This window comes from Streptomyces sp. CA-243310 (genome assembly GCF_050936775.1).
Lineage (GTDB): Bacteria > Actinomycetota > Actinomycetes > Streptomycetales > Streptomycetaceae > Streptomyces.
The window spans coordinates 2,988,496-3,004,367 of the sequence record NZ_JBNJMF010000001.1; the positions used below are offsets into that span (position 1 = coordinate 2,988,496).

General features: G+C 72.7%; 14 protein-coding genes. 7 read left to right on the plus strand and 7 right to left on the minus strand.

Annotated elements, in window-relative coordinates:
* The first annotated feature begins 81 nt into the window (after positions 1 to 81).
* The gene (locus ACQEVM_RS13365; protein WP_433078243.1) at positions 82 to 489 is read left to right on the plus strand and encodes a VOC family protein; all 408 of its coding nucleotides are present in this window, start codon (positions 82 to 84) and stop codon (positions 487 to 489) included.
* A gap of 42 nt (positions 490 to 531) precedes the next feature.
* The gene (locus tag ACQEVM_RS13370; protein ID WP_433078245.1) at positions 532 to 1,236 is read left to right on the plus strand and encodes a (2Fe-2S)-binding protein; all 705 of its coding nucleotides are present in this window, start codon (positions 532 to 534) and stop codon (positions 1,234 to 1,236) included.
* 74 nt (positions 1,237 to 1,310) lie between these two features.
* Here ACQEVM_RS13370 and ACQEVM_RS13375 read toward each other — a convergent pair whose 3' ends face one another.
* Together ACQEVM_RS13375 and ACQEVM_RS13380 are read right to left on the minus strand one after the other, a co-directional pair.
* Complete coding sequence (locus ACQEVM_RS13375; protein ID WP_433079987.1) at positions 1,311 to 3,077, minus strand: S8 family serine peptidase; 1,767 nt, start codon at positions 3,075 to 3,077, stop codon at positions 1,311 to 1,313.
* Between the two features lie 544 nt (positions 3,078 to 3,621).
* A complete protein-coding gene (locus tag ACQEVM_RS13380) occupies positions 3,622 to 4,989 on the minus strand; it encodes a cation:dicarboxylate symporter family transporter (protein WP_433078247.1) in 1,368 nt (455 codons plus the stop codon).
* Positions 4,990 to 5,093: 104 nt separating this feature from the next.
* On the opposite strand from ACQEVM_RS13380, the gene ACQEVM_RS13385 reads away from it, so the two are divergent.
* Positions 5,094 to 6,698, plus strand: a complete 1,605-nt coding sequence (locus tag ACQEVM_RS13385) for a sensor histidine kinase (protein ID WP_433078249.1) — start codon at positions 5,094 to 5,096, stop codon at positions 6,696 to 6,698.
* Positions 6,695 to 7,396, plus strand: coding sequence for a response regulator (locus tag ACQEVM_RS13390; RefSeq protein WP_433078251.1), 702 nt, complete (start codon positions 6,695 to 6,697; stop codon positions 7,394 to 7,396). The genes ACQEVM_RS13385 and ACQEVM_RS13390 overlap by 4 nt, the downstream gene beginning before the upstream one ends.
* On the opposite strand, the gene melC2 is transcribed toward ACQEVM_RS13390, so the two are convergent.
* Complete coding sequence (gene melC2, locus ACQEVM_RS13395; RefSeq protein WP_433078253.1) at positions 7,354 to 8,199, minus strand: tyrosinase MelC2; 846 nt, start codon at positions 8,197 to 8,199, stop codon at positions 7,354 to 7,356. The genes ACQEVM_RS13390 and melC2 overlap by 43 nt on opposite strands.
* Positions 8,199 to 8,579, minus strand: coding sequence for an apotyrosinase chaperone MelC1 (melC1, locus tag ACQEVM_RS13400; protein WP_433078255.1), 381 nt, complete (start codon positions 8,577 to 8,579; stop codon positions 8,199 to 8,201). Before melC1 ends, melC2 begins: the two co-directional genes overlap by 1 nt.
* Positions 8,580 to 8,871: 292 nt before the next feature.
* On the opposite strand from melC1, the gene ACQEVM_RS13405 reads away from it, so the two are divergent.
* Positions 8,872 to 10,263 (plus strand): glutamate decarboxylase, encoded by a 1,392-nt coding sequence (locus ACQEVM_RS13405; protein ID WP_433078257.1) that lies wholly within the window; start codon positions 8,872 to 8,874, stop codon positions 10,261 to 10,263.
* Positions 10,264 to 10,318: 55 nt separating this feature from the next.
* Here the strand turns inward: ACQEVM_RS13405 and ACQEVM_RS13410 are convergent, their stop codons facing one another.
* Positions 10,319 to 12,127 carry a sigma-70 family RNA polymerase sigma factor gene (locus tag ACQEVM_RS13410; protein ID WP_433078259.1) on the minus strand — a complete coding sequence of 603 codons (1,809 nt, stop codon included), beginning with the start codon at positions 12,125 to 12,127 and terminating at the stop codon, positions 10,319 to 10,321.
* Between the two features lie 149 nt (positions 12,128 to 12,276).
* Entirely contained in the window at positions 12,277 to 13,068 is a 792-nt protein-coding gene (locus ACQEVM_RS13415) for an IclR family transcriptional regulator (RefSeq protein WP_433078261.1), read from the minus strand.
* A 36-nt stretch (positions 13,069 to 13,104) separates the two neighbouring features.
* Here ACQEVM_RS13415 and ACQEVM_RS13420 point away from each other — a divergent pair, with 36 nt between their 5' ends.
* Both ACQEVM_RS13420 and ACQEVM_RS13425 read left to right on the plus strand, forming a co-directional pair.
* Complete coding sequence (locus ACQEVM_RS13420) at positions 13,105 to 13,797, plus strand: bifunctional 4-hydroxy-2-oxoglutarate aldolase/2-dehydro-3-deoxy-phosphogluconate aldolase (protein WP_433078263.1); 693 nt, start codon at positions 13,105 to 13,107, stop codon at positions 13,795 to 13,797.
* Between the two features lie 2 nt (positions 13,798 to 13,799).
* Complete coding sequence (locus tag ACQEVM_RS13425) at positions 13,800 to 14,789, plus strand: PfkB family carbohydrate kinase (protein ID WP_433078265.1); 990 nt, start codon at positions 13,800 to 13,802, stop codon at positions 14,787 to 14,789.
* A 44-nt stretch (positions 14,790 to 14,833) separates the two neighbouring features.
* On the opposite strand, the gene ACQEVM_RS13430 is transcribed toward ACQEVM_RS13425, so the two are convergent.
* The gene (locus tag ACQEVM_RS13430) at positions 14,834 to 15,718 is read right to left on the minus strand and encodes an aldo/keto reductase (protein WP_433078267.1); all 885 of its coding nucleotides are present in this window, start codon (positions 15,716 to 15,718) and stop codon (positions 14,834 to 14,836) included.
* Positions 15,719 to 15,872: the final 154 nt, after the last annotated feature.

The following is a 15,872-nucleotide window of genomic DNA, read 5'->3' on the forward strand; positions in this document are numbered from 1 at the left end:
CGCGTCCGGGCGAAGGGGAGCGGGCCCGCGCGGGCCGTCGTAACGTCAGGGGGAACCGCTGTCGGAGATCGGGAGGACCCCATGCTGCGAGGTCTCGCCACACTCAGTTTCTGGGCGCACGACCTGGACGCCGCGAAGCGCTGGTACACCGAGCTGCTGGGGATCGAGCCGTACTTCGAGCGCCCCGGCTACGTGGAGTTCCGGATCGGTGACCGGCAGGACGAACTGGGGATCATCGATGCCCGGCACGCCCCGCCCGGCGCGGTCATCGGGACCCCCTCCGGGGTCGTCGCGTACTGGCACGTGGACGATCTGCCGGCGGCCCGCCGCAGGCTCCTGGAGCTGGGGGCCACGGAGTACCAGCCGGTCACGGAGTGGGGCGAGGCCGGCTTCGCGACCGCCTCGGTGATCGACCCCTTCGGCAACGTGCTTGGCGTCATGTACAACCCGCACTACGTGGAGATCACCGAGGGCTCGGAGCCCGCCTGAGGCCCTTCGCGCGGCGGCACCGCCGCCTGAGATCATCGGGGCATGGACGACGTACTGCGGCGGCTGGCCTCCGTCGGCCCCTTCTTCACCGTGCCGTTCGGGACGGAGCCGCCCGGCCCCGGTTTCCGCCCGGTCGACGCGTTGTACACGGACCACCTCGACCCGTACGTGAACGAGGTGGGGCGACGCGTCCGCAGCGGGCCCGGCCGGGTGGCGGCCTCCACCGCGCAGTTCGGGATCGCCTCCCGGCTCTGGTCGCTCGGCCTCGGCTGCGCCGCCCTGGCCGGTCGGGTGCCGGACCTGGCCCCCGACCGGGTCTGGTGGCGGCTGCCCGAGGGCGGCTCGCTGGAACTGTGGCTGCCCCGCCCCGGGGAGGGCGCCCGGCCCGCCGAGCGACTCGGCGACACCGTGCTCGGGAACCTGGCGGCACTGGACGCCCCGCTGCGCGCCCGGTTCGGGGTGTCCGCCAGGGTGCTGCGGGGCAACACCGCCTCCGGGCTGGTCGGGGCGCTGAGGGTGTTGCTCGACCGGGTGCCCGGCGGCCCGGCCGTGGCCCTGGTCGACGAGCTGCTGTCCGAGGACGGGGCGCTCGGCGGAACGGGCACCTTCGTGTACGAGGAGGGGCTCGGGCCGGCCTTCCTGCGCCGCAGTTGCTGCCTCTACTACAAGGTGCCCGGCGGGGGCCTCTGCGGGGACTGCGTGCTGCGCTCGCGCGGCCCGAAACGCACCGGGGCCACCGGGGAGTAGACGTACCGCTCCCCGATGGCCCCGGCGACACCGCGCCGGCCGTGTGTGACCGGCGCCGGTCACGCGGAGTCCGACTAGAAGGTCAGGTTCCAGGCGTCGATCTTGCCGGTGTCGCCCCCGGCGTTGTCGTTCACGCGCAGCTTCCAGGTGCCGTTCGCGACCTCGGAGGAGGCGTTGACGGTGTAGGTCTGCGCGATGTTGTCGGCGCTGCCGCCGGCCCGGTTGTGCACGGTGTAGACCGTGCCGTCCGGGGCGATCAGGTCGACCTTGAGGTCACCGATGTAGGTGTGCTTGACGTCCACGCCCACCTTGAGGGTGGCCGGGGCGTTGCCCGTGACCCCGCTGACGGTGATCGGGCTCTCGACGGTCGCGTTGTCGGCGATCGTGAAGTCGGCCTGGTTCTCGAAGTACTTGCCGGCGGGCGGAGTGGAGCCGCCGACCGCCTTCAGCGCGTCGACCTGACCCTCGCCGAAGAAGCCGTTCCTGGCGGTGGTGCCGGTGCAGCGGCTGTCCGAGGGGCAGGCGACGTCGTTGGCCTGGGTGGCCAGCTTGTCGCGGATCTGCGCCGGGGTGATGCCCGGGTTGGCGCTCGCGATGAGCGCGGCCACACCCGTGACGTGCGGGGAGGCCATCGAGGTGCCGCTCATGGTGCCGTACTTGCCGCCCGGCTGGGTGCTGTAGATGCCGGTGGCGTCGCCGCCCGGGGCCGTGACGTCGATGACGTTCAGGCCGTAGTTGGAGTACGAGGCCTTCGCGGTGGTGCCCATCGCCGACACGGTGACCACGCCGGGGAGTTCGGTCGGGATGTCCAGGCAGGCGTTGGTGATGGTGCGGGTGACCGGCGTCGAGTCGTTCGGGCTCTCGGTGTCGGTCTTCTTGTTGGCCAGGTCGATGTTGGAGTTGCCCGCGGCCGCGACCTGGAGCGAACCCTTGCCCTCCGCGTACTCCTGGGCGCGCTTGACGCCCTCGATGATCGCGGCCTGGTCGGCGTTGTCCGGGCAGTTGAACTGCCAGGGGTCCGTGTAGTAGCTGTTGTTGGTGACCTTGAAGCCGTGGTCACCGGCCCACATGAACCCGCAGACGGTGTTCTCGGCGAAGAACAGCGAGGAGCCGGGCTCGGCGATGCGCACCGAGGAGATCTTCACTCCCGGGGCCACACCGATGACACCCTTGCCGTTCTTGGCCGCCGCGACGGTGCCCGCCACGTGCGTGCCGTGGGTGCCGACGTCGCGCCAGGCCCCGGTACGGGTGTCCGGCTTGCCGTAGGCGCAGGAGGCGGAGTCCGCCGCGTTGAAGTTCGGCGCCAGGTCCTGGTGCTGGTCGTCCACACCGGTGTCCAGGATGCCGACCTTGACCGAGGCGGAGCCGGTGGTGACGGCCCAGGCCTGGTCGGCCTTGATCTGCGTCATGTCCGCGCGGACCGGCTCGCCCGCCGGGGTCGTGGACTGCGCCGGGTTGGCGGGCAGCGCCGGGTTGTAGGCGTCGGCCGGCACGTCGGACGTGCGGGTGGCGCCGACCTGCTGGACCCCGCTCACGCCGCGCATCGTCGAGGCGAAGGTGCCGGACGCGGAGTGGGCGACGATCACGCCGATGGCGTCGTAGGACTGGAAGACCGTGCCGCCGTTGGAGGCGACGGCCGACCGGACCGCCGAGGTGTCACCGGGAGCGGTGATCACGAGGTAGGCGCGGGTGCCGGCAACCCAGGTCGCACTCTGGGAAGTCGGCGCCGCCGCCGGGGCCACGGCCTTGGCGGCCGGGGCGGACGGAGAGACGGGGGCGGTGCCGGCGAGCGCGGCGGGGGCCCCGAAGGTGAGAGCGGCGCCGAGGGCGGCCGCCAGCACCAAGGCACGTCGAGGTCGGCTGGATATGTGGGGTATCAATGCGTCCTCCGATGACCCGGTGGTGCGGGTGGCACCTACCGGGTCGTACGAAACGAGTGGTGGACGCAAGATGTCAGACGCCTGGCCCGGTAGGGAAGTACCTTTTACCGCAGGCAAGTTGATGATCTTGTGGCTGAAAATCGCCGTACCGTACCGGATTTCGTCGTCCGGTGCGGGAGCGAACCGCGAACTCCTTCGCGAGCGGCCGGATCTCGCCCTGCCCGGCGTGCGGGCCGCGCCGGCGACCTGCCGGTCGGTGGCCCCGCGCCCCCTTTCGGTACGGCCCCCTCGTGGGTCTCCCCGCTCGTCGGGGCGAGCCCCGCGCGGACGCGCCGGCAGGTCGGTGGATCCGGTCAACGGGGCCGGGGGTTCGCCCCTGCACACCAGCGGGTCCGGTCGGGGATGCGGGCCGGCCGGGCCGGGCACCGTGGGGGCGAGCCCCGCCCGGCCGGCCCCGGGGAGGGGGCGGCGTCGCGCCGGGCCCACCCCCTCACGGGCGTTCCGGTCAGACCGGGACGCCGTCCTTGTCGCCGGCCGACTGGACGGGCACGGCGGTCGGTTCCCCGTCGGGATCCGTTGCGCGCACGTCGTCGACCAGCGTGGTCTCGTCGAAGGGGAGGCGACCCGCGAGGACTTCGGTCGCGCGCTCACGGTCGAACTCCTTGGTCCACGTCCCGATCAACACCGTCGCGACGGCGTTGCCCGCGAAGTTGGTGAGTGCCCGCGCCTCGCTCATGAACCGGTCGATGCCCACGATCAGTCCGACACCGTCCACCAGCTCGGGGCGGTGGGACTGGAGGCCGCCGGCCAGGGTCGCCAGACCCGCGCCGGTCACCCCGGCCGCGCCCTTCGAGGCGATGATCATGAACAGCAGCAGCGAGATCTGCTCGCCCAGCGCGAGGGGCTTGCCCATCGCCTCCGCGACGAACAGCGAGGACATCGTCAGATAGATCGCCGTCCCGTCCAGATTGAAGGAGTAGCCCGTCGGCACCGTGATGCCGACCACCGGTCGCGACACCCCGACGTGCTCCATCTTCGCGATCAGCCGCGGCAGCGCCGACTCGGACGAGGACGTCGACAGGATCAGCAGGAACTCCCGACCCAGATAGCGCAGCAGGGAGAACACGTTGATCCCCGTACACACCCGCAGCAGCGTGCCCAGCACCACGAACACGAACAGCAGACAGGTCGTGTAGAAGCCGATCATGATCACGGCCAGGGACTTCAGCGCGTCGATGCCGGTGGCGCCGACCACCGCCGCGATGGCCCCGAAGGCACCCACCGGGGCCGCCCACATGATCATCGCCAGCACCCGGAAGACCAACTTCTGGATGTACCCGATGCCGCGCAGCACCGGCTCGCCCGAGCGCCCCATGGCCTGGAGGGCGAAACCGCAGAGCAGTGCCACCAGCAGCGTCTGGAGCACCTCACCCCCGGTGAAGGCGGACACCATCGTGGTCGGGATGATCCCCAGCAGGAACTCCTGGGTGCTCTCCGCCCCGCCCGCTTTCGCCTGCGCCTCGCCGGCGCTGCGCGCCGCCTCGGTCAGGTGCAGTCCGCTGCCCGGCTCCAGCAGGTTCCCCACCAGCAGGCCGATGGCCAGCGCCACCGTGGACATGACCATGAAGTAGCCGAGGGCAAGACCGCCGACCGCGCCCACCTTCGCGGCCTTGCGCACCGAGCCGATGCCCAGCACGATCGTGCAGAAGATCACGGGCGAGATCATCATCTTGATGAGGTTGACGAAGCCGGTGCCCAGCGGCTTCAGCTCGACGGCCACGCCGGGGGCGGCGAAGCCCACGGCGATGCCGAGCAGCACCGCGGCGATCACCGCGATGTAGAGATAGTGGGTCTTGTCGCGCCTGGCGGCCACGATGCCTCCTGGTGGTGATTGCGTTCCGGGAGACCATCGCCCACCCTGTGACCCCGGTCACCCTTGCGTTCATTGAGTTCACGGCCGGGTGCAGACTGAGCGCCATGTTCCGCTTCCCCCGACCGCCGCGCAGCCTCGCCGGCCAGCTCTTCGCCATGCAGGTGCTGCTGGTCGCCGTCGTCCTCGCCGGGTGCGCGGTCTTCGCCTACGCGACCGCCCGCGGCCAGGCCGAGGAGGCCGCCCGCCTCCAGGCCGGGGCCGTCGCCCGCGCGGTCGCCGACTCGCCCTCGGTGGTCGAGGCGGTCCGGGGCGCCGGACGCGGGACCGACCCGTCGGCGGCGCTCCAGCCCTACGCGGAACGGGTTCGGGTCGACTCGGGCGTGGACTTCGTGACGATCATGTCCCCGGAGGGGCGGCGCTGGACCCACCGCGACCCGCGCCGCATCGGCGAACCCTTCCTCGGGAACACCGCCCCGGCACTGCGGGGCGAGACCTTCGGCGAGACCTACACCGGCACCCTCGGCCCCTCGATCCGCGTGGTCACCCCGCTGCTGGACGGCGGGCGCGTCGTGGGCATGGTCAGTGCGGGGATCACGGTCCGCGCGATCAGCGACCGGCTGGCCGGGCAGCTCTCGGCCCTCGTCTGGGTCGCGGCCGGCGCCCTCGCCCTCGGCGGCGTGGGCACGTACGTCGTCAACGCCCGACTGCGCCGGCACACCCACGGCATGAACGCCGCCGAACTGAGTCGTGTGTACGACTACCACCAGGCGGCCCTGCACGGCGTGCGGGAGGGCCTGCTGATGCTCGACGGCCGGCGCCGGATCACCCTCATCAACGACGCGGGCCGCGAACTGCTCGGCCTGTCCGGTGAGGTCAGGGGAACCGGTGTCGCCGACCTCGCGCTGCCCGCGCCCCTCACCGGCGCCCTGCTCGCGGACCGGCCCCGGGTGGACGAGGTGCACCTGACCGCCGACCGGGTCCTGGTGGTCAACAGCTCTCCCGTGGCGGGCGGTGGCCGCCGGGGTACCGTGGTCACCCTGCGGGACCACACCGAACTCCAGTCACTGGCAGGAGAGTTGGACAACGAGCGGGGGTTCACCGAGGCCCTGCGCTCGCAGGCCCACGAGGCGGCCAACCGGCTGCACACCGTGGTCTCCCTCATCGAACTCGGGCGCGCGGACGAGGCGGTGGAGTTCGCCACCGCCGAACTGGAACTGGCCCAGGCCCTCACCGACGAGGTGGTCACCGCCGTCGGCGAACCGGTGTTGGTGGCCCTGCTGCTCGGCAAGGCCGCGCAGGCACACGAACGCGGGGTCGAGCTGATCGTCACCCGGGACAGCAGCGCCGTCGACACGGGCCCCGGGACGCCGCCCGCGCGGGACCTCGTCACGGTGCTCGGCAACCTCGTCGACAACGCCGTCGAGGCGCTCACGGGCACCCCGGGCGGGCGGGTCGCCGTCACGGTCCGGCCCGACGGCGACCGGATCCTCATCCGCGTGGCGGACAACGGCCCCGGCCTGCCCGAGGGCGCCGGCGCCGACGTCTTCCGACGCGGCTGGTCCGGCAAGGGGGAGGGGCGCGGGCTCGGCCTCGCGCTGGTCCGTCAGGTCGCCCACCGGCACGGGGGCAGCGCGGACGCCGCCCGAGGCGAGGACGGCGGCGCGGAGTTCACCGTACGGCTGCCCGTGCGCCGAGCGGTGCGGGCATGAGCGCCCCCGGGGTGCGGGTCCTGGTGGTCGAGGACGACCCGGTGGCCGCCGACGCGCACGCGCTCTACGTCGACCGGGTGCCCGGCTTCACCGCCGTGGCCGCCGTCCACTCACTGGCCGAGGCCACCCGCGTCCTGGAACGGACCCGGATCGACCTGCTGCTGCTCGACCTGACCCTGCCCGACGGCCACGGCCTTCGCTTCGCGCGCGGCCTGCGGGCGGCGGGGCACCCCGTGGACGTGATCGTGGTGACCTCGGCGCGGGACCTGGCCGTGGTCCGCGAGAGCGTCTCGCTGGGTGTCGTGCAGTACGTGCTGAAACCCTTCGCGTTCCCGACCCTGCGCGAACGCCTGCTGCGCTACGCCGAGTTCCGTGCGACGGCGGGGGAGGCCGCCGGCCAGGACGACGTCGATCGGGCGATGGCCGCCTTGCGCGCGCCCCGCCCGGCGGAGCTCCCCAAAGGCCTCAGCGCCCCGACCCTGGACAGGGTCGCGGCGCTGCTGCGTACGGCGGGCGACGGGCTGACCGCCGCCGGGGCGGCCGAGGCGGCCGGGATCTCCCGAATCACCGCCCGCCGCTATCTGGAGCACCTGGTGGACACCGGTCGCGCGGACCGGACACCCCGGTACGGCCAGGTGGGCCGCCCCGAACTGCGTTACCGCTGGCTCGCGGAGACCGGCTCGGTGTCGAAGGTGTAGAACTTCCGGTGGTCCAGCATGTCGGCCGGGGTCACGTCGTTCCACGGTCGCATCGTGTCGTTGAGGTCAACGACGTTGGTGGTGCCGGCGACCGGCAGGTACGTGGACTGCGGGTGCCTGGCCTGCCAGTCGGCCCACAGCTTGTCGATGTACGCGTGGTGCATCCAGAACACCGGGTCGTTCGGGGAGACGCCGGTGGCCATCTGCCCGCCGACCCACACGTGCACCCGGTTGTGGAGGTTGGCGCCGCGCCAGCCCTCCAGGTTGTTGCGGAAGCCGTTCGAGGCGCTGTTCCAGGGAGCCATGTCGTACACCGGCATGGCCAGTACGGCTTCCACCTCGGCCTTGGTGGGCAGCTCGGCGACACCGGTGCCCAGGGCGCGCCGCAGGTAGGAGCGGCCGTCCACTCGGACGTCTACGTTCCACTTGCCCGTCGCGTACGCGAACGGCCCGTCGAGGACCTGACCGTCGCGGGCCCGACCGGTGCCGCCGAGGAAGTCGGCGGCCCAGAGGGAGGAGCGGGTGGTGCGGTCCGTCGTCCAGTCCCAGTAGGGGAGGGTGACGTTCTTGTCCACGGTCTGGAGAGCCGCTTCGAACTCCAGGAGAAACCGGCGGTGCCAAGGGAGGAAGGACGGGGACCGGTGGCCGACCCGGTCGCCGGAGTCGGTGTCGCTCATGATGAAGCCGTTGTGCGTGGTCACGAAGCGGTCGTAGCGGCCGGTGCGCTTCAGTTCGAGCAGCGCGTTGGTGAAGGCGCGCTTCTCCTCGGAGGTGAGCGAGGCCTGGTTCTTGCGCACGGTCATCACATGCCGCCCATCGGGACGAGGGTCGCGCCCTGGAGCTCGCGCACGGCGGCGCGGGCGAGCGAGATCGGGGTGGCGAAGGTCTCGTAGTGGTTGACCACGCTGATCCAGCTGCCGTCGGCGTTCTGCATCACGTGGAGTTCGCTGCCGTCTATGCGGACCGTGGGCAGGCCGGGTGAGTGGTGACCGCCGTGGTGACCGCCGCCGGTGGCGGCGGTGATCTGTATGCGGCGTCCCAGGTAGACCTCGTCGACCGTGCCGGCGGGTATCGCGGCGCGGGAGTCGGTGCCGGCCGCGTACGCGGTGGCGCCCGCGAGGCCGATGACGGAGAGTGCGCCGGCAGTGGTGCCCAAGGCCTGCCTGCGGGTGATCTTGTTCATGGCCGAAGAACTATCAGGCGGGCGGGGCCAGTTGACCGTTATCCGGACATCGAAGGATAAGTTTCACATCGAACGATTGGGGCGATCTTCCCGTTCTGGTCGAGTTCGACGGTCTGTACGGGAAGATCTGCGTCAGTAAGTCTACTAGCCAGTAATTCTTTCGGTGTCACGCGGTTCCCATGAGCGGGATCACATCGGAGAGTCGGCCGGAAGGTGCGGCGAAACGCCGCCCTCCGCTTCGTCCGAAGCCGCCTTGGGGGGTAAATGACCGATATCGACCTATAGTTCCGACATGGCCCTGCATGAGACGAAGGACGCATCCGCCACCGACTCCGACACGGACGTGTTCGCGTCCGTCCTGAGCGGGCAGGTTCTCCCCAAGTACCGGATGCCCGAGGACCACTCACCCACCGAAGTGGTCTACGAGCTGATCAGCAACGAGCTGCTCCTCGACGGCAACGCGGCCCAGAACCTGGCCACCTTCTGCACCACCTGGTCCGACGACGGCGTCCACCGCCTGATGAACCAGTGCCTCGACAAGAACATGATCGACAAGGACGAGTACCCGCAGACGGCCGAGATCGAGGCCCGCTGCGTCAACATCCTCGCCGACCTGTGGAACGCCCCGGAGGGGACCACCGGCACCGGCTGCTCCACCACAGGCTCCAGCGAGGCCGCGATGCTCGGCGGACTCGCCCTCAAGTGGCGGTGGCGCGCCGCCCGCAAGGCCGCCGGACTGCCCGCCGACCGACCCAACCTGGTGTGCGGACCCGTGCAGGTCTGCTGGGACAAGTTCGCCCGCTACTTCGACGTCGAACTCCGCCAGATCCCCCTGGAGCCGGGTGCCACCGGCCTGCGGCCGCATCAGCTCGCCGACCACGTCGACGAGAACACCATCGGAGTCGTCGCCATCCTCGGCGTCACCTACACCTGCGACTACGAACCCGTCGCCGGGATCGCCGCCGAACTCGACCGGATCCTGCAGACCAGCGGCTGGGACATCCCCATCCACGTGGACGCCGCCAGCGGCGGCTTCGTCGCGCCCTTCCTCCACCCCGACGTCGTGTGGGACTTCAGGCTGCCGCGCGTGGCCTCGATCAACACCTCGGGCCACAAGTACGGGCTCGCGCCCCTCGGCGTCGGCTGGATCGTCTGGCGCACCGCCGACCTTCTTCCCGCCGACCTCGTCTTCGACGTGGACTACCTCGGCGGCGACATGCCGACCTTCGCCCTCAACTTCTCCCGCCCGGGCGGCGAGATCATCGCCCAGTACTACCTGTTCCTGCGCCTGGGCAAGGGCGGCTACCGGCGCGTCCAACAGGCCTGCGCCGACACCGCCCGGTACCTGGCCGGCGAGATCGCCGGAATGGGCCCCTTCACGCTGCTCTACGACGGGCACGGCGCGCTGCCCGCCGTCTCCTACACCCTCGCCGACCCGGCCGGCGCGGGCTTCACCCTCTACGACCTCTCCGACCGGCTGCGGATGCGCGGCTGGCAGGTGCCCTCGTACCCGCTGCCCGCCGACCGCGACGACACCGTGATCCAACGCGTGCTGATCCGGCACGGGGTGACGCGGGATCAGATCGCCCTGTTGGTCACCGACCTGAAGGCGGCCGTCGACCACCTGGTCAGGCACCCGCAGCCCGTTCCCACCACCGAACCCCGGTCCGGGTTCCACCACTGACGGCGGAGGCCGTCGCGACCTCGCGCGCGGCGGCCACGCCCGGGGCCGGTGTCGATCAGCGGGCTCCGAAGTTCTGCGTCCACCAGGGGCCGCCGGAGCCGTTGTGGATCCCCACGCCGATGTCCTTGAAGGAGCAGTTGAGGATGTTGGCGCGGTGGCCCGGGCTCTTCATCCAGGAGTCCATCACGGACTGGGCCGATTGCTGCCCCCTCGCGATGTTCTCCCCGTACGTCGACCAGTCGTAGCCGGCCGCGGTGGTCCGCTTGCCCGGGTCCGCGCCGTCGGGGTTGGTGTGCGCGAAGAAGTCACGCCGGGCCATGTCGTCCGAGTGCCCCTGGGCGGCCGACCGCAGTTGCGAGTCCTCCTTGAGCGGTCCACACCCTGCCTTCGCACGCTCCGAGTTGACCAGTGCCACCACCTGGGCGGCCACACCCTGCGGCGGGGCGGGCGCCGGCGCCGGCGCGGACGGGCGCGGGGCCGGCGGGTCGCTCTTGGTCCGCTTCGGGGTCGGCTTCGGCTTCGGGGTCTGGCTCGGCGAAGGGGAGGCGGAGGCCGACGCGGAGGGAGAGGGCGAGGCGGACGCGGACGGGGACGGCGAAGGCGATGCGGAGGTCGACGGGGAGGCCGTGCTCGCGTCGGGTGCGGACAGCGCCGCCAGCGGGGACGCGGAGGCGCTGCCGGAGGCCTCGGGTTCACCGGAGCCGGGAAGCGAGCCGAGGTACACCAGGCCGCCGCCCGCGACACACGCGGCGATGACCGCGCCGCCGATCGCCCGGCGGCGGTTCTGGCGCCGCCTGCGCAACGCGCCGCGTCCGGCGGCGTCGGCGCCGTGTCCATCGGCGCCCTCGCCCTGTTCGGTCGCCTTGCGGCGGGCCGCCCGGCCCGGGCCGGACACCACCGGGGACAACTGCGTCGCCGCGTCGGCGAACGAGGTGCCCGCATCGTACGAGGACCCCGAGCCGTGCGGGGCGACCGAGCCGAACGAGGCGTCCGAGCCGTACGGGGCGCCCGCGTCGTACGCGGGACCGGAGTCGGCGAAGGCCGCGCCCACCGGGGCCATGCCGCCCGCACCCGCCGCGGCCGACCGGACGCCGGCCAGCAGCGCCGCACCGACCGGCACCAGTGCCAGCCCGGCCAACAGGCCCTCCGCCGGGACCAGGCCGCTCCACAGCCCCGAACAGCGCACGCACTCCCGCGCGTGCCGGGCTATTCGCTTGCGCCACAGCGTCGAGGGGAGCCCGTCCCAGCCCGCCGCGAGCGTCCGCAGCCCCTCGCACGGAGGTTGGGCGTCCAGTGCCCGCTCGACCACACGGGCCGATTCCAACTGGGCCTTCATCCGCTGGACCCGGACCGCCGTGTGCTGGGGGGAGAGCTCCAGGGCGGCCGCCATCTCGCCGCGCGTCAGCTCACCGGCGCACTCCAGCCACCACAGCGACAGCAACGCCCGGTCGTCGGGCTCCAGCCAGCGCGTCGCCCGTGCCGTCTCCCGACGCTGCCCCTCCAGGTTGAGCCGTACGACGGTCAGGTCCACGAAGTCGGCGCCGGGGTCCGCGACGTCCCAGGCGGCGTCCAGGCCGCTTTCGCCCGGGCCGTTCTGCCGGGCCGCCCAGTGGGCCCGTATCCGGTTCATCGTGATCGCGACCAGCCAGGACCGGAAGCTGTCGTCCGTCCGCAGCCCGCCCAGCCCGTCCAGCGCCCGCAGCATGGTGTCCTGCACCACGTCGTCCACGTCACAGGACCCGTTCAGGGCCCGGCCGACGATGTTGTAGACGAGCGGCAAGTAGGTGCTGACGAGCTCGTCCTGCGCGCGGGGATCGCCCGCGCGGGCCGCTGCCACCAGCGCTGCCGTGTGCTCTGTACTCATGTGATGTTCCCTGTCCGTACCGGCGGTCGGTGATGCCCAATACCTGGGAGACCGTCGAGAGGGGCCCCGATAACACTTATCCGGAAGACGAATCCGCCGCCACCCCCGGCGGCCGTGTCATCGGCCACCCGGGCGGGTCGGCGCGGCCCTCACAACAGCGGGGACAGCGCCGCCGTCGCCGCGCGCAGGGCGGGCGCGTACGCCTCGATCTCCTCGCGGGACACGAGGAAGGTGACGGTGGTGACCGAGACCCCGCCGATCGGGCGACCGTCCGGGCCCTCGATCGCCGCGCCGACGCAGCGGATGGTCGGCTCGTTCTCCTCGTCGTCCACCGCGAACCCCCGGGCGCGGACGAGGTCCAGCTCCGTCAGCAGCGCCCGCTCGGTGGTCAGGGACCCGGGAGTGCGCCCCGGCAGTCCCGTGGCGGCGATCAGCTCCCGTACCTCTTCGGTCGTCAGGCCGGCCAGGACGCTCTTGCCGATCGCCGTGGTGTGCAACGGCATCCGCATGCCCACCCGGGACGCCGTCCGGAAGGGCTGGTCGCTCTCCAACTTCCGGATGTAGGTGATCGTCTCCCCGCTGTGCAGGGCGAGATGCACCGTTTGGCCCGTGGCCCGCCGCAGCTCGCGCAGGATCTCCTCGACGCTCGCCGGCTCCCCGCCGCGGACCAGCGCCGACAGCCCCCGCAACCGGGGCCCCACGCCGTAGCGGCTCCCCTCCTCGGGGCGTACGAAGCCCTGCTCGATCAGCGAGGCCAGGATCCGAAAGGTGCTCGACTTGGGCACGGCCGCCGCGATCGTCAGGTCGGCCAGTCGGTGCGGGCCGCCCGGGGCGGCCACCGCCTCCAGGATCCGCAGCGACTTCTCCAACGCGGAACCCGCCGCCGAGGCCCGCCCGCCGCGCGTGACGCCGTCGGCTCCGGGTGCTGCGTCCGTTGACACGAGGGCTCCAGGCGTGGGTAGGGTCCGAAACAGCAAGTGCCGGTACACGATACGTCGTTCCACTACGCGGAACAACTGGGGGTTCCTTCCTTGTCGAACTGTCATCCCTACGCGGTCATCGCGGCGCAGCGCCTGCTGCCCGTGCTGCGCGACGCCCACGCCGACGAGGCCGTCCTCCGGACCACCGCCCTCCTCGCCGCGGGCTGCCGTGCCGTGGAACTGACCACCTCCACCCCCGGTTGGGCCGAAGCCGTGGCCCGCACCGCGCCGCTCACCGACGCCACCGGCCGCTCCGCGCTGATCGGCGTCGGCACCGTCACCACCACCGCCCAGGCCGAACAGGCCCTCGACGCCGGCGCCGGGTTCCTGATCTCCCCCTACCCGGCGCCCGAGGTCCGCGAGTTCGCCGGTCGACACCGGGCGGTCTTCATCGAAGGCGGGTTCACCCCCGGCGAGATCGCCGGGGCCGCCCGGGCCGCGGGCGCCGCGAAGGTCTTCCCCGCCCACGTGGGCGGCCCCCGGTTCGTCCGCTCCCTCAAGGCCGTCCTCCCCGAGGCCCTGATCATCCCGACCGGCGGCATCCGGCCGGGCGAGGTGCGCGACTGGCTCGCCGCCGGGGCGGGCGCCGTCGGGATCGGCGACGGGCTCCCGGCCGACCCCGGCGAACTGGCCGCCGTCTTCGCCGAACTGGCCCGGCCGTGCTGCCCGCGCTGCACCCCGGAGCGCTGACCGTGCCCGGACGGCCGCACCCCACCGACTACGACGTACTCGTCCTCGGCGAGGTCCTCGTCGAGATCCACGCCGACGCCGCCCTCCGCGAGGCCGCCGACGGAACCCCCGCCCGCCTCTCCTACTCGGGCGACGCACTCAACGCCGCCGCCGCGGCGGCGGCGGCCGGAGCCCGAACCGCGCTGCTGGCCGTGGTCGGCGAGGACGAGCTGAGCGTGCCGCTGCTGGCCCGCGCCACCGCCCTCGGCGTGGACGTCTCCCACGTGCGTCGCGCCCCGCGCCCCAACGGCGCCTACCTGCTCTCCGCGGACACCGAGGGCGACCGGGAGTTCGTCTACTGGCGCACCGGCAGCGCCGGCTCCACCCTCTCGCCCCGGCACGTCGCCTCCTGGCGGGGACTGCTGAGCGGATCCCCGACCCTGATCACCAGTGGCATCACCGGCGCCCTGTCACCGAGCAGCCGTGAGGCGGTGGTGGCCGCCGCCCGGATCGTGCACGAGGCCGGCGGACACCTCTCGTACGACCCCAACCACCGCCCCCGTCTGACCGGTCGGGACGAGGCGCGCTCCCTGCTGGCCCTGATCGCCCCGCTGACCGGGCTGCTCAAGACCTCCTGCCCGGCCGACGCGCTCGCGCTGGTGGACACCGACGAACCGCTCCTCGCGGCCGCCCGCCACCGCGCACTCGGCGCCCGCGCCGTCGCCGTCACCGGGGGCGCCGACCGGCTGCTGCTGGACGACGGGTCGGGGCCGGTGTTCCACCCGGTGCCCGTCAACGCCGCGCCCGTCGACGCGACGGGCGCGGGCGACTGCTTCACCGGTACCGTCACCGCCCGGCTCGCGCTGGGCGACACCCTCGCGGACGCCGTGTCCCACGGGCTGGCCGCCGCCTCCCTGTCCGTGTCCGGCCGCGGCGGCACCGGCCGCGTCCCGACCTTCGCCGAGACGGCGGCCCTGGCCGCGGCCCACCGGGGGAGGGCCCGCTCCGACTGACCACCGACCGGCGGCGGACCCGGACGTCCGGTCGCCGGCGCCCGCTACGGTGCTTCGAGCAGGGCGATCTCAGCCGGCGACAGGCGCAGCGACCCGACGGCGACGTTCTCGGCCAGGTGATCCGGGTTCCCCGTACCCGGGATCGCCAGTACGTGCGGGCCCCGGCTCAGCGTCCAGGCCAGGCGGAGCTGGGCCGTGGACACCCCGTGCTCCGCGGCGAGCGCGAGCACCCGAGGCCCGTCCGTCTCGACGACCCCCGCCTCCCGGCCCGCGCCGGCGATGGCGAAGAAGGGCACGAAGGCCACCCCCTGCTCGCCGCACGCGTCGAGAAAGGCGTGGTCCTCGGCCGGGGAGCCGATCCCGTACGGGTTCTGTACGCAGACCACGGGAGCGATGGCCCGCGCCTGCGCGAGGTGGTCGGGGCGCGCGTTGGAGATCCCGAGGTGACGGATCAGCCCGGCCGTGCGGAGTTCGGCGAGTGCCCCGAAGTGCTCGGCGATCGAACCGGTGCTCTCGCGCCGGGGCACCCGCAGATTGACCACGTCGAGGTGGTCGCGGCCCAACTGGCGCAGGTTCTCCTCGACCTGGCCGCGCAACTGGTCGGGCTCCGCCCACCACCAGTTGCCGGCGCTGTCGCGGCCGGGGCCGACCTTGGTGGTGATGACCAGCTCGTCGCCGTACGGGGCGAGCGCCCGGTTGATGAGCTCGTTCGCGGAACGCAGCGGGGAGAAGTAGAAGGCCGCCGTGTCGATGTGGTTCACCCCGAGCCGCACGGCCTCGCGCAGTACGCCCGTGACCCGGTCGCGGTCGCTCGGGGAACCGTCGGCGAGGTGGGTGAGGCGCATCGCGCCGAAGCCGATCCGGTTGACGGTCAGATCGCCCAGCCGCCAGGTTCCGGCTGCGGCGGCATTGATCGTTTCAGAGGTCATGCGGCACTCTCGCACATCCCTCGCAGGCCTCCCACCTGCGGTGCGCCGCTCCCGGCGCACTCACACCGCGCCGCGTCGCGCATGGAGGCGCCGCCGGGCCGGGTCGTCTCGCGGCCCGGCGGCGCCGGTCAGGAGGGGGCTGTCGGAGCCGTGG